Below are 12671 nucleotides of genomic sequence, written 5' to 3'. Positions count from 1 at the left end.
ACCGACGCGGATGTAGGTCTCATCGACATGCCATTGCAGCCCTCGCCAGGAACGATGGCCACCATAGGCCCGTTTGCGGATCTCGGGGCCGAACTTCCTGACCCAGCGGTGGATCGTGGAGGCATCGACCGTCACCCCGCGCTCGGCCAGCAAATCGCGGACGTCGCGGCACGACAGCGGGTAGCGACAGTACCAGCGCACCGCTAGAAGGATGATCTCCCGAGGGAAACGATGCCGCTTGAACGGATTCTTGCGCTGTGCCATCGGACCCCCCATCATTACCAACCCAAGGAACTTGCGGTGGTCGGGCAGTTAATGCAACGGACCCCTCAAGCCACCTTTCTGCAACAATGCCCATTTCGGATGTAATAGTCTGTATGCGCATAGGCCGGGCGCTAGCACGACCCGTGTCAGAGCATGACCTCAATCAGGAAGGGTCCGGGCTCGCGACTGGCGTCCTTGATAGATTGATAGAGGTCGAGTGGATCGGACACCCGTTTGCCGGGCACGCCCATGCCGCGGGCTAGGTCAACGAAATTCAGTTCTGGCCGATTCAGCTCCAACATATTGAGCGCCTCGGGCCCCGGGTTTGCGCCGACTTTGAACAATTCGTGCTTCAGGATCTGATAGCCGTGATTAGCGAAGATGATCGTGGTGACATTTAGCTCTTCGCGCGCCTGCGTCCAAAGCGCTTGTAGCGTGTACATCGCAGAGCCGTCTGCTTGGAGGCTGATCACCGGGCGGTCGCGGCAAGCCACTGCCGCGCCGGTCGCCAGGGGAATACCAATGCCAATGGCACCGCCGGTGATTGCAAGCCATGACATCGCGGGCGCTCCCGTAGAAAGAGCTGCCACAGAATTCGCGCTGGTCAGACTTTCATCCACCACGATAGCCCCCTCGGGCAGTGCCGCGGCGATGGCAGCAGATAGCGCTTCATCCGTCATGGGGCCGGAGACAGGCGCCGGACAGGGGCGCGTGGCGGTCAGAGGTTGCGGCTTGGCCCCTACTTCTTGCGCCAATGCCTCGGCGGCGGCGAGACCGTCTTGATCAAAATCCGCCAGAGGTATGATCTCGCACCGTTCGGGTAAAAGCAGACTGGGACGATCAGGGTAGGCAAAGAAAGCGACAGGAGGCAGTGCTTCGATCAGAATGGCACGGCGAAAACCAGAGAGGGCTGCGAGGGCATCATCAACGGGGTAGGGGATACGCGGCAATTCAAAATGTCCTGCGCCCCGTTCAGCGCGCCGCAGCGGTCCAGTAGCCAGTACTGCTGTACCGGTTGCAGCCGCGATGTCGGAAAGGCGCTTAAGCGCCTCAGGCGTTTCCAACACACCGCCGCCGCATAGAATGACCGCCTCTGGTCCCAAGGCAGCACCCGCTCGGCGCAACATGTCGCCATCCAAGGCGCGGGGTTGTTGTGCCTCAGCCCGTTCGGCAGGTTCGGTTGTACCCCCCTCATCCCACCCGATATCGGCAGGTACAATCAACGTGGAGACTTGTCCCGGGTGGCCCCATGCGGCGGCCAATGCGTCCATAGCGTCCCCGGCGATGGTGTCTGTTGAGCGTACAGTGCGTACCCAGTCAGAGAAAACCGCCGCTGTGCCCGGTACATCGGCTGTAAGCGGCGCCTCATAGCGCAAATGGCGTTGAGCATGGTCTCCAACAAGATTCAGAATCGGTGTACGGGCCTTGCGCGCATTGTGCAGGTTGGCGCCGGCATTGGCGAGGCCAGGCGCAAGGTGCAGCAATGTGACCGCAGGTTTGCGTGCCATGCGTGCATAGCCGTCTGCAGCGCCGGACACCACACCTTCAAAAAGCCCTAAGACGCAGTGCATCAGCCGGGTACGATCCAGCGCATCTACGAATTGCATTTCTGATGTGCCCGGATTGGCAAAACACACATCCACGCCTGCGCCATGCAGGCTCCTGAGCAAATTTTCTGCGCCGTTCATCTGGTTTCCTGTCTCTTATCCGTCGGGGCGGATGCTTGTTCATTCTTAGCCGCACGCAATACGGCAAGCCGGCGGTCAAGTTTGCCGGGCTTAATTTTCTGCGCTGTCGCGTGCGCGGCGCCAGCTTCCGCGTGATGACACGCCACGCGGGTATCACCAATCATGCGCGTTTCGGGTCGTGAGTGGCGGCACAGGTCCGTAGCCAAGGGGCAGCGCGGGTGAAAGGCACATCCTGAAGGCACCGCTAGGGCACTTGGCATGTCGCCGCGCAATTCAGCTTGTTGGCGCTGAACACTGGGATCAGGCAGAGGCACCGCCTTTATGAGGGATTGGGTATAGGGGTGAAGTGGCGTTGTGAACAGAGTTTCTGCCGGGGCCTCCTCGACGAAGCGACCCAGATACATCACCGCGATACGGGTAGCGATATGGCGCACCACGCTCAGGTCATGGCTGATAAATACATAAGCGAGACCAAACTCTTGCTGTAAGTCTTGCAGCAGATTGACGATCTGGGCCTGCAGCGAGACGTCCAAGGCCGAGACGGGTTCGTCACAGACGATGAGCTCAGGCCGTGTTGCCAGCGCCCGGGCGATGCCAACCCTTTGCCGCTGCCCGCCTGAAAATTCGTGCGGATAGCGCTCGGCATGAAATCGCGACAAGCCAGATAAGGATAATATCTCATTCACCTTGGCCTCAAGTGTCTTCGGGTCTGCCAGTCCATGTAACAGTAGCGGTTCAGCCAATGTCTCACGCACCGTCATACGCGGGTTAAGCGAACCATAGGGATCTTGAAAAATAATCTGCATCCGCCGGCGGGCCGCGCGCAGTTGTGTCGTGTTCATGCCTGTTACATTGTCGCGACCGAGCATCACCTTTCCTGATGTGGGTTCGATCAGCCGCAGTAGGGAGCGCCCTAGAGTCGATTTTCCACAGCCGGACTCGCCAACGATCGCTAGGGTTTCACCACGGCCAAGTTCGAAGGTGATGTCACTGACTGCACGTACGACCAACTTCTCACGCCGAAGCATACCGCGTGCAAGGGGGAAATCCTTGGAAAGGTTGGCAACGCTAAGAACGGGAGCAGTCATGGGGTGGTGATCCTTTCGTCGATCGGAGCAAACCAACAAGCGACTTGATGACCGGGCGTGATCTCGCGCATCGGCGGCTGCTCGGCGCGGCATTTGTCAGTAGCCAGCGGGCAACGCGGGGCAAAACGACAACCGGGGATCTGCACCCACGGTGGCGGCAGGGTGCCATCGATCGTATCAAGTCGTTCGGCCTTGGCAGTGATGCGGGGCACCGCGGCCATTAGCCCAATGGTATAGGGGTGTTGTGGATCGCTATAGAGGCTGGCCGTAGACGCCCGTTCCACCACCAATCCTGCATACATCACCACCACGTCATCGCAGGTCTCGGCCACTACGCCAAGGTCATGGGTGACCAGCAGAATGGCCATTCCTGTGCGGTTCTGGAGATCCTTCATCAGCTGCAGGATCTGCGCCTGAATGGTCACATCCAGTGCGGTTGTCGGCTCATCAGCAATCAGGAGATCGGGGTCATTGGCCAACGCAATGGCAATCATGACGCGCTGACGTTGCCCGCCCGACAACTGATGTGGATAGTCGTCGATCCGCTTTGCAGGCGAGGGCAAGCCGACGAGATCGAGAAGTTCGATCGCTCGGGCGCGGGCCTTGTCAGGTGCGGACATGCCATGCGCCCGTAGAGTTTCGTTGATCTGCTCGCCGCATGTATAAACCGGGTTGAGGCTAGTCATCGGTTCTTGGAAAATCATGCCGATGCGACCCCCGCGCAGGGCGCGCATCTCTTTGGGGGGCAAAGCGAGCAGGTTCTTCCCGTCAAAGGTAATTTCGCCCCCCTGGATCACCCCAGGGGGTTGAGGCACCAAGCCCATGATCGCCAAAGATGTCACCGATTTGCCGCAGCCGGATTCACCCACGACCCCTAATGTGCGCCCGCGATCAACAGAAAGGCTGACCCCGTCCACTGCGCGCATGATCCGGCCCCGATCCTGAAAGCCGACCTGCAGATCAGATACGGTCAGAAGTGCCGTCATTCGACAACCTCATAGGTCAGCGGCGAAGCCTCCAAAGGGTGCCGCCCGGCAAAATCCAACTCGGTGAATTTAACTTCAGCGCGGCGTTGCGCCTCTTCCAGGCGCGCTGTGGCATCATCAAGATCAAAAGCCGCAACCTTGCCCTCGCTGACCACCTGCCGCCCGTCGATGAAGACATCACGCACCGCCCGTTCGGCCGCCACGTAGATGAGCGAGCGTAGTGGGTCCCGCAGCGGGCGCATTGCCGGGTGGGTGACATCCGCCATGAATAGGTCCGCCTTAGCCCCTGGAGCCAGTCGGCCGATATCGTCTCGCCCGAGGATGGCGGCTCCGCCTACAGTGGCTGCATCAAAGATATCATGGGTGCGCAGATCGAATGGGTTGCCGGACATAAGTCGCGAATTGATGAGCGCATTGCGCATCTCTTCGAGCATGTTGTGTGGATAGGTATCCGTGCCGATCCCCACCGGGATACCGGCGCGGATATAACGGCCCACCGACTGCATGGCGATGCCACGCCGTTGGAACACGGTTGGGCAATGTGCTACGGCAGCCCCGCTGTCGCGCAGCAGCGTAAAATCATCTGCTTCAGGCCAATGCACGGATGAGTGACTGTTCAGGAAAATGCCGTGGCCGATTATCGCCCCTTTTTGAAGTACACCAATATCTGAGAGCCACTCCATCGGTGTGCGGCCATGGCGTCGGGTAATCTCATGAAATTCCACCACGGATTGCGCGGCATGGATCTGGAACGGCACGCCGCGCGATTGGGCTTCATCGAAGCTGTCACGGATCAGTTCGGCGGTGCATGTGTCGATTTGTGATGGCGAAACCATACCCGACAAGCGGCCCGAAGGATGCGCATCGGCCTGATCAATTACCTTCATGGCCGCTGCCATTGCATCGCGTCCGGCCTGCTCGTCCCATTCGTATTCCACCACATGGCCGTTTTTGGTGTACCAGCGCGCCGAGCGGTACATAGGCGACAACACGGCGCGGATCCCAGAACGGTCTAGCAGGTCAATCCAGTTGTCATAGGGCACAGACATGTCGGTCAGCGTGGTGACACCCGAGAGCAGCAATTCCGACAATGCAACTTCGGTGCAAGCCGTGGTGCCTTCGGCATCTGGGCGAAAAAGCGGCATGAATTCGTAAAGCGAGCTCATGTAGAGTCCAGGGCTGCCCAGTTCGTCCAGAAAGCCCTTGTTCATCGGCTCAGAAAGCGGATGGGAGTGGATATTTACCAGCCCCGGAGAAACTAACCGACCGCGGCCATCAATTTCGTGATCAAATTCTCCGTCGAAATGACCGCCTACCTGCACGATCCGATCCCCCCGAAACACTACGTTTTCGCCTTGAAGATACTCATGGCGCTCGGTGTCGCTGTTCCAAGCAACAACCCAATCGGCGTTACGGATGACGGTGGTGGTGGTCTCGGTCATGTCGGAAAACTTTCGCGCTAAGAGAATGGCTTGGGAAACTCAGGAGAAGACGGCAGGCCGGGTGAACCGGCCTGCCGTCGAGGTTATTCTTTATACTTTAGGTCGAGCCCCTTGTAGAAACCGGCACCATAGTTGTTGTGTGGCTTGATCGGCTCCAGCTTGTCAGTCTGGGCGATGAACATGGGCTCGTGGTAAAGTGGGAGCCACACTGCGGCCGCGTGAACCTTCTCCAGAACCTTCCCGTATGCTGCGGCACGGTCTTGGTCGGACAGCGCGGTTTTGCCGGCCTGCAACAGCTCGTCCGTCTCCGGGTCATCCCAGTTCATCCGGTTTGGCGTTGGCATATTCTGAGACGGGAAGTAGAGGTTCAACGCATCCCCAGAAGAGACATAAGGATAGCTCATCCCAAAGATGTCGAACTCCTGCGTGGCCAGCTTTCCCCAAGCCACGGTTGCGTCGAACGCCTGGATTTCCATGCCGATACCGACCTTGAGTAGTTCGGCCTGCACAAATTCAGACAGCTTTTGCCAGCTGGACCCGGCAAATACATATGCGGTGGGACGCAGTTCGACCCCGTCCTTAGCGCGGACCCCGTCCGGCCCGGGCACCCAACCTGCTTCATCCAGCATGGATTTGGCTGCCTCAGGATCATAGCGCAACAACTTGTCGTCCAGCGCTTCGTTCCAGTCTAGAGCGGCTTGCGACACGTAGCTATAGGCGGGCTCAACTTCGCCAAACAGCAGATCTTCAGCCAAGGCTTCTTGGTTTACCGCTAGGTTGATCGCCTGGCGCACGACTTCATCAGAGACAGTTTCTTTATTGACCTTGAACCCCATGAAATAGGTCCAGAAAGCACTGTCAGATTGCTGGACCGAAATATTGGGCGTGTTGCGCAGCTGGTTTAGCGCAATGGGCGGCACATATTGTGTGGCTTCCGATTGTCCGGTGACGATTGCCACGGTACGGGTGTTCTCTTCTGGCACGATTTGCCAGGTGATCTTTTCCAAATGTGCCGGGCCTTTGTTCTCATAAAAAGCTGGGCCCCATGCGTAATTTTCGTGGCGCGTCAGCACCATTTTGTCTCTCGGGCTCCAGCTTTCCCAGCAAAAGGGTCCCGTACCGACGAAACCGCTGATGCCAAAGTCTTCACCCAACTCTTCAACTGTGTCCTTATCGATCACAGTCGCAAAGCTTTGGGTCAGTTGATAAAGCAGCTCTGAGAAGGGATGTTGCAGCCGGTATTCAACCGTTTTGTCGTCCAAGGCGACAATATCTTCCACGTCGCCTGCGCGCCAGGAAACCGGCGAATTCGTCTCCGGATCGATCCAACGTTTCATGGAATAGACCACGTCCTGCGCAGTCATCTCGCGACCATTGCAGAATTGCACCCCGTCCTTGAGATGAAAGGTATAGACCAGCCCGTCCTCAGAGACCTCCCAGCCTTTCGCGAGACCGTCGGTCACGGTCTGCATGTCTGGTTCCAGCGAAACCAAGGTGTCTCCCAGCATGAACAGCGCTTCAGCGGCCGCACGGGCGGTGGTCTTGTGAGGATCATAGTTATTGCTGTCGACCTCACGAACGATGGTGATCTCCTGGGCGGCCAGCGGCCCTGCTAAAGCGATCACGGCCGTCGCGGTTAAAAATTTATTCACTGCAGTCACTTGTGGCTTTCTCCTCTGTTGGTGTCCCGTTTTAATAAGGTTGGGACTTGGTTATGAGCGCAGGCGCGGGTCCAAAACGTCGCGGATGGCGTCGCCGGTGATGTTTGCGGCCAATACAATGACGAAGATGGCGATCGATGGGATGAAGGCTATATGCGGCGCAAAGAGCATGAAGTCGCGCCCCTGCGAGGCCATCATGCCAAGTTCCGCCGCCGGCGGACGCGCGCCCAGCCCCAGAAAACTTAGCGCAGCGCCGATTAGGATGATTTGGCCAAAGCGAAGGCTGACAAAGATCATGATGGCAGAAATGCTGTTGCGCAGCAGATAGCGCGAAAACAACGTGCGGTCCGACAGACCGATAGCGCGACCAGCCTCAATATATTCTTGTTCCATAACCCCAATTGCGATGGAGCGGGCAATGCGGGCACTATCGGGCACAGTAGCAATGGAAAGCGCGATAATGACCGGCAAGGCTCCTGGCCCAAAAATCGCGACCAATGCCAATCCAAGAAGGATCGCTGGAAACGACAGCATTACATCGGCAAAACGCATTACATAAGGATCAATGCGCTTATAAAAGGCCGACAAAAGGCCCAGAAGGGAGCCCACGGTAGCTCCCAAGCCAACCGACAGAATGCCGATAAGGAGGGTGAGCCGCGTGCCGTAGAGAAGCCGGCTTAGAATATCCCGCCCCTGGCCGTCGGTGCCTAATAGGTAGGTCCAGTCGCCCCGTTCCGCCCAGACTGGAGGCTGCATTACGCTACGGGTCCCCTCATAGGGGTCATGAGGCGCGATCAAGGGCGCCAGGAGAGCGGCAAGCGCGATGCTTAGTAAAGTAATCAGCGCCAGTGCCGCGGCCCGGTCGCGCAAAAGCGCCTTCCACCATGCCTGACGAGGGGGCGCAGTATCGTCCAAGGCCTCAGTGAGGGGAACACTTGCTGTCATCGTTTCTGCACCCTTGGATCAAGAATTGCGTAGAGGATGTCGACGATCATATTGATGATGATGAACGCCAAGGCGAGCACGAGGATACAGCCCTGTGCCAATGGGTAATCCGCTGATAAAATCGCTCCGACAGAGAGCCTGCCAATGCCTGGATAGGAAAAAACGGTTTCCGTCACTACCGCCCCGCCAAGTAGATAGCCCGCCTGCAAACCGACCAGCGTTACCACCGGGATCAGCGCATTGCGCAGACCGTGACGCAAGATCACCTGAGATTCGTTTAACCCCTTGGACCGGGCCGTGCGCACATGGTCCAGCCGCAGCACCTCAAGCACACTCGAGCGCGTCATTCGCGCCACCGGACCGATAAAAATCAACCCTAATGACAGCGCTGGCAGGGCAATGTGGCGCAGCCCTTCGACAGTCCAAAGCGGGCCACCGCGCCCGATAAAGGGAAACAGCTGCCATTTCACCCCGAACCATTGAATTAACAGCAGACAGATGAAGAAGATCGGCAAAGACACTCCGGCCACAGAAAAGGCCATGACCGCGCGGTCTACAAGCGAGCCTCGCCAGACCGCAGCGAGCGTCCCCATGCCGATGCCCAGAGGGATCGACCAGATCAAGCAAGCGATCATCAACTCCATCGTCGGCACGATCGCCGCTAGCAATTCACTGGTCACCGTCTTGTTGGAGATAAAGGACCGACCAAGATCGCCGTGCATCACACGTTCAACATAGCCCCAGAACTGCGTCCACAGTGATCGGTCAAGACCCATCTTCTCACGGATTTGCTCCACCACTTCAGGTGGGGCCATGGCGCCCGCAAAGACCCGTGCGGGGTCGCCTGGCGAAAGCTGGACCAGCAAAAAGCCCAAGACCAAAACCCCGATCAGCACCGGGATTGACTGCAACAGACGTTTGGCGAGCGTGTCTAGCATGGCTCAGTCGCGCTGAAAAACAACGGAGCCGCCGAGCACAGCAAGATCACAGCGGGTCTTGAGTATGTCTTCAGGGTTGATTTCGAACAGATCACGATCAAAGACTGCAACATCGCCCAACTGCCCCGGCACCAGCTGACCTTTGATTTTCTCTTCATGTGCCGCATAGGCCGAGGCCCATGTGTAGGCATGCAGCGCCTCTTCCATCGTCAAGACCTGGTCAGGCCCAAGCAGCGTGCCCTGACGTGTTTTCCGCGTGACCATATTGTAGATTACCGGCATCGGCGCGATCTCGGTTACCGGGCAATCGGTCGAAGCCGAAGGATGCAGCCCTGCTTCAATCCAGCGGCGCATCGGATGCGAAGCCACAACCCGCGCTTCGTCCAGCACTGTGAGGTAGAGATCGCCAAACCAATAGAGGAAAGAGGGCTGCGGCACCGGCAGCACATGCATGTCCTTCATACGCTGCATCTGATCCCCGGAAAGCCATCCGCAATGTTCGATCCTGTGGCGGCGGTCCGGGTCCGGGGTGTCCTTCAGCGCCGCTTCATAAGCATTCAACACTTCCTCGATCGCCGCGTCCCCAATGGCGTGGATGGCCATTTGGTATCCCTTACGATGCGCGTCGAGCACCATAGCGTTCAACTCGTCCTGATCAGGAATGCACAGCAGTCCCTTATCGTCCGGATCATTGCCCAAATAGGGTTCTTTCATCGCGGCGGTGCGCCCGCCGGCGCTGCCATCGGTAAAGATTTTTACCGGTCCGATGCGGAACATCTCGTCACCCCGGCCCGTGACAAGATCGTTTTTATTGGCCTGATCCAGGATTGATCTTGTCTTGTCGCCCATCAACACGCCATAGACCCGGAGCGGCAGCCGGCCTTCGGCATGCGCGCGGCGATAGGCTTCCATCTCGGTCCAGCCATCGCGAATGCCGATGGCAGCCTCCATGCAGGAGGTGATGCCATAGGACAACAGATCATGTCCGCCTCGTTCGATGGAACCTACAAGCTCCTCTACCGACTTGCGCGGCAAGGCTGCCATAATCGGTTCCCGCCCTGTTTCGGCAACCAGTCCGGTCAAAATACCGTTCTGCTTTTCGATTAGGCCACCTTCCGGCGAGGGGGTGTTCTTGTTTATTCCGGCGGCTTGCATGGCGAGAGAATTGGCAACAGCCAAATGCCCATCGGTACGCACAATATAAACAGGATGCTCAGGGCAGACGCTATCCAACTCATGTATCAGCGGATGACGTTTCTCATCGAAGGCAAAGTGGTCATAGCCGCGTCCTACCACCCAATCCCCTTTTGGCGTATCGGCCGCACGGGTCTTGAGCGCCTCAAGCAAGGCCGCGAGCGTCGGCGCCGCGGACGGGCGCAGATCAACCTCTGCCATTGCTGTGCCATAGGGCAGCAAATGCATATGCGCGTCGTTGAGACCCGGGGTCGCCAGGCGTCCTTCGAGCGCAATCACCTTTGTCTCAGGACCCTGCAGTGCGTCAATTTCAGCAACCGTCCCGGTCGCCATCACCCTGCCGTCCGAAATGGCGAGACTTTCTGCAAATCCCAACCCTTGACCGCGCCAGATCTTGCCGTCTCTGAGAATGGTGTCTGCATGTCCTGTCGGTGCTGTCATGAAGCGATCCTTTTAGCGGAGGTGAGATGAAAGCATGTTAACCAATCACCCCCAGATCTGGTCAATCTAGCACAGGTGTGGGGCCACGCTCCCAACGAGAAAGCGCGCGACGTCTTTAAGTATCTGAATTAAATTATTACTTCTGGAAAAAACCAAAAGCTCCAGACGTATACAAAAACTTATACTACCGCGGTGATCGGTTATATATGTCTGCGCGATGCTGATGAGCCAAGATAGGAGAGTGAAGAATCTCTTGGCTAAGGATCTCTAAATACCGCTCCACAAGATCGCGTCGCCCACCTTTCACCCTAGACCCGATTAAAGCCACCGCCGCGATCTTTGTTGCCGGGTAGAAGCGGCGGATAGAATAAAGATTTGAGGCGAAAAGCTCTGCCACATAGGGGTCTACCACGGCGACCCCCAAGCCCTTTTGCACCATTGCGCAGGCTGTCTGAGCAAAACGGGTTTCGATCTTGGGTCGGTAGCGTATCCCTTGCCGATTAAAGGCGGCTTCAACCAGCGGGGTGATAACCTCACCCGCGCTGATGATCCGACTGTCCTGTAAATCGGAAGGCCCAACCGTCGCACGCTTGGTCAAGGCATGGTCGCGCGGCACAATTGCAACTAGATGCGCCCAAGCCAGTAGGTGCCAGTCGCCTTCGTTGAGGTTGCCGAAAGTAAGGCCGATATCGGCCTGTCCCATCTCTACTGCTTCGCGCACCTGTGCATCATCCCGCACGGTGACGACCACTTCTAGCTCGGGAAACTCCGACATTAGAGTGTCTAGCGCCACCAGAGCGACACCGTGCCCCACTGAGGGAGAAGCAAAGATGCGCAGCTGCGACAGGCCAACCCGCGTGGCGCGCTCAACCTCGTTTCTCAGGTTCGAAATAGCGGCGAATACGGGTCCGGTGCTGTGGGACAAGCGAAGCGCGGCATTGGTCGGGCGCAATCGACGGCCCTCTCGCTCGAAGAGTTCCACACCAAGCTGGTCTTCGAGGTTGCGAATGGCTGCCGTGACAGCGGGTTGGGAGACACCTAGGAACTCAGCGGCGTCGGTAATGCGCTCAACCTTCATCACAGCGTCGAAAATCTCGAGCATGCGGATCTTGAGAGGGCCCTGCCGCATTGCGCGCGATCCTAAATCTGGTTCCTGTCGATGAGGCGATGAAGACCCCCTGCCACCCAAAAGTAAAGGGACGGTCGGCTGATTAATTCAGGGGAAACCTGCGACTTGTAACGGCCAACACATCCGTGCATGCTTTTACATGATAAATCGGCCATACCAATTTGTACCACCAGATAAACTATTATTTTATAGTACTATCGATATACGGCAGCGTGCGCCCGGCGAGACATAAACGTAAACGCCATCCAGATGTCACCGGCTACGCAAAGCAGTACCCGCCTTGATCAAGCGTAATTTTTGGACCATTTCCTGCATTTCGCTTTTCGTCGCGGGTATTGGCTTCGTTGAGCGCAACGGTCTGGTTGGGCTTGCAGGTATCGGCATGGGGCTGGCCTAGATAGTCCTGACGGCTCTCGTCGCGATGTCAGTTGTGGCCGGAGCGGATGCCATAATGCTTCTTGGGCCCCGTTGGGCCTAACCGAAGACGGTAGGATGCGCGGGATAACGGCTAGGATGATCAGCATGATTACCGTCGCTAGGACCGCAGTTGGCATTGCCAAGTTGTTTAGCTTGCATGATCCGGCTATTTCAACGTCATCAAAATCCCAACCAGTGTCCTGCGCCTGAAGGGCTTCCGGTTCCCTCGCGAAATCATCGCATACGCTGTTTGGGCGGGTCCGTTGCATTAACGCCGCTTCGGCGCAGTAAGAGCAGGAACTGCGATCATCAAGCGGCTTCCGGGAAGAGTTTGGCGACGAAGTCGATCTCGTTTTCAACTCCGGTCCTGCAGCTTTCGAACTGACCCTTGCGGATGGTGCGGAAGGTTTCGATCCCGGCGAGCGCGGCCTTTGCGCCGGCCATGGTCTGGAAGCCACGCATCGGTCGCAGCCGCTGT

Annotated in this window: 9 protein-coding genes and 2 pseudogenes; 1 reads left to right on the top strand and 10 read right to left on the bottom strand. The window is 57.7% G+C overall.

Translation table 11 applies throughout. The annotated features are described in order from the left end of the window. The 10 genes and pseudogenes from BM229_RS17795 to BM229_RS17750 form a co-directional block, all read right to left on the bottom strand. Nucleotides 1–264, bottom strand: a pseudogene (locus BM229_RS17795) (IS6 family transposase); the annotation flags it as partial. Between the two features lie 146 nt (nucleotides 265–410). Continuing rightward, complete coding sequence (locus BM229_RS17790; RefSeq protein WP_093928981.1) at nucleotides 411–1952, bottom strand: acetolactate synthase large subunit; 1542 nt, start codon at nucleotides 1950–1952, stop codon at nucleotides 411–413. Beyond that, nucleotides 1949–3040, bottom strand: a complete 1092-nt coding sequence (locus BM229_RS17785; protein ID WP_093928980.1) for an ABC transporter ATP-binding protein — start codon at nucleotides 3038–3040, stop codon at nucleotides 1949–1951. The genes BM229_RS17790 and BM229_RS17785 overlap by 4 nt, the downstream gene beginning before the upstream one ends. Then, on the bottom strand, nucleotides 3037–4026 hold the full coding sequence (locus tag BM229_RS17780; RefSeq protein ID WP_093928979.1) for an ABC transporter ATP-binding protein: 990 nt from the start codon (nucleotides 4024–4026) through the stop codon (nucleotides 3037–3039). Before BM229_RS17780 ends, BM229_RS17785 begins: the two co-directional genes overlap by 4 nt. After that, complete coding sequence (locus BM229_RS17775; protein ID WP_093928978.1) at nucleotides 4023–5468, bottom strand: amidohydrolase family protein; 1446 nt, start codon at nucleotides 5466–5468, stop codon at nucleotides 4023–4025. The genes BM229_RS17780 and BM229_RS17775 overlap by 4 nt, the downstream gene beginning before the upstream one ends. 83 nt (nucleotides 5469–5551) lie before the next feature. Next, nucleotides 5552–7129: an ABC transporter substrate-binding protein gene (locus tag BM229_RS17770; RefSeq protein WP_208604122.1), complete on the bottom strand. Its 1578-nt coding sequence runs from the start codon at nucleotides 7127–7129 to the stop codon at nucleotides 5552–5554. A 51-nt stretch (nucleotides 7130–7180) separates the two neighbouring features. Continuing rightward, complete coding sequence (locus BM229_RS17765) at nucleotides 7181–8074, bottom strand: ABC transporter permease (RefSeq protein WP_093928977.1); 894 nt, start codon at nucleotides 8072–8074, stop codon at nucleotides 7181–7183. Next, nucleotides 8071–9012, bottom strand: a complete 942-nt coding sequence (locus BM229_RS17760) for an ABC transporter permease (RefSeq protein ID WP_093928976.1) — start codon at nucleotides 9010–9012, stop codon at nucleotides 8071–8073. Before BM229_RS17760 ends, BM229_RS17765 begins: the two co-directional genes overlap by 4 nt. Nucleotides 9013–9015: 3 nt before the next feature. Further along, nucleotides 9016–10647: an amidohydrolase gene (locus BM229_RS17755; protein ID WP_093928975.1), complete on the bottom strand. Its 1632-nt coding sequence runs from the start codon at nucleotides 10645–10647 to the stop codon at nucleotides 9016–9018. A 184-nt stretch (nucleotides 10648–10831) separates the two neighbouring features. Beyond that, nucleotides 10832–11776, bottom strand: a complete 945-nt coding sequence (locus tag BM229_RS17750) for a LysR family transcriptional regulator (RefSeq protein WP_093928974.1) — start codon at nucleotides 11774–11776, stop codon at nucleotides 10832–10834. A gap of 596 nt (nucleotides 11777–12372) precedes the next feature. Between BM229_RS17750 and BM229_RS18150 the strand changes: the two are divergent. Continuing rightward, a pseudogene (locus BM229_RS18150) lies at nucleotides 12373–12450 on the top strand (IS6 family transposase); the annotation flags it as partial. Between the last annotated feature and the right edge of the window lie 221 nt (nucleotides 12451–12671).

It is taken from the genome of Sulfitobacter dubius, from assembly GCF_900113435.1.
Taxonomy (GTDB): Bacteria; Pseudomonadota; Alphaproteobacteria; order Rhodobacterales; family Rhodobacteraceae; genus Sulfitobacter; species Sulfitobacter dubius.
Note: the sequence above shows the minus strand (reverse complement) of the source record. Positions and strands in the feature narration are given on the sequence as shown.

Coding starts and splice junctions, on each gene's coding strand:
- BM229_RS17790 (WP_093928981.1), bottom strand. CDS start 1,952: ATGAACGGCGCAGAAAATTTGCTCAGGAGCCTGCATGGCGCAGGCGTG.
- BM229_RS17785 (WP_093928980.1), bottom strand. CDS start 3,040: ATGACTGCTCCCGTTCTTAGCGTTGCCAACCTTTCCAAGGATTTCCCC.
- BM229_RS17780 (WP_093928979.1), bottom strand. CDS start 4,026: ATGACGGCACTTCTGACCGTATCTGATCTGCAGGTCGGCTTTCAGGAT.
- BM229_RS17775 (WP_093928978.1), bottom strand. CDS start 5,468: ATGACCGAGACCACCACCACCGTCATCCGTAACGCCGATTGGGTTGTT.
- BM229_RS17765 (WP_093928977.1), bottom strand. CDS start 8,074: ATGACAGCAAGTGTTCCCCTCACTGAGGCCTTGGACGATACTGCGCCC.
- BM229_RS17760 (WP_093928976.1), bottom strand. CDS start 9,012: ATGCTAGACACGCTCGCCAAACGTCTGTTGCAGTCAATCCCGGTGCTG.
- BM229_RS17755 (WP_093928975.1), bottom strand. CDS start 10,647: ATGACAGCACCGACAGGACATGCAGACACCATTCTCAGAGACGGCAAG.
- BM229_RS17750 (WP_093928974.1), bottom strand. CDS start 11,776: ATGCGGCAGGGCCCTCTCAAGATCCGCATGCTCGAGATTTTCGACGCT.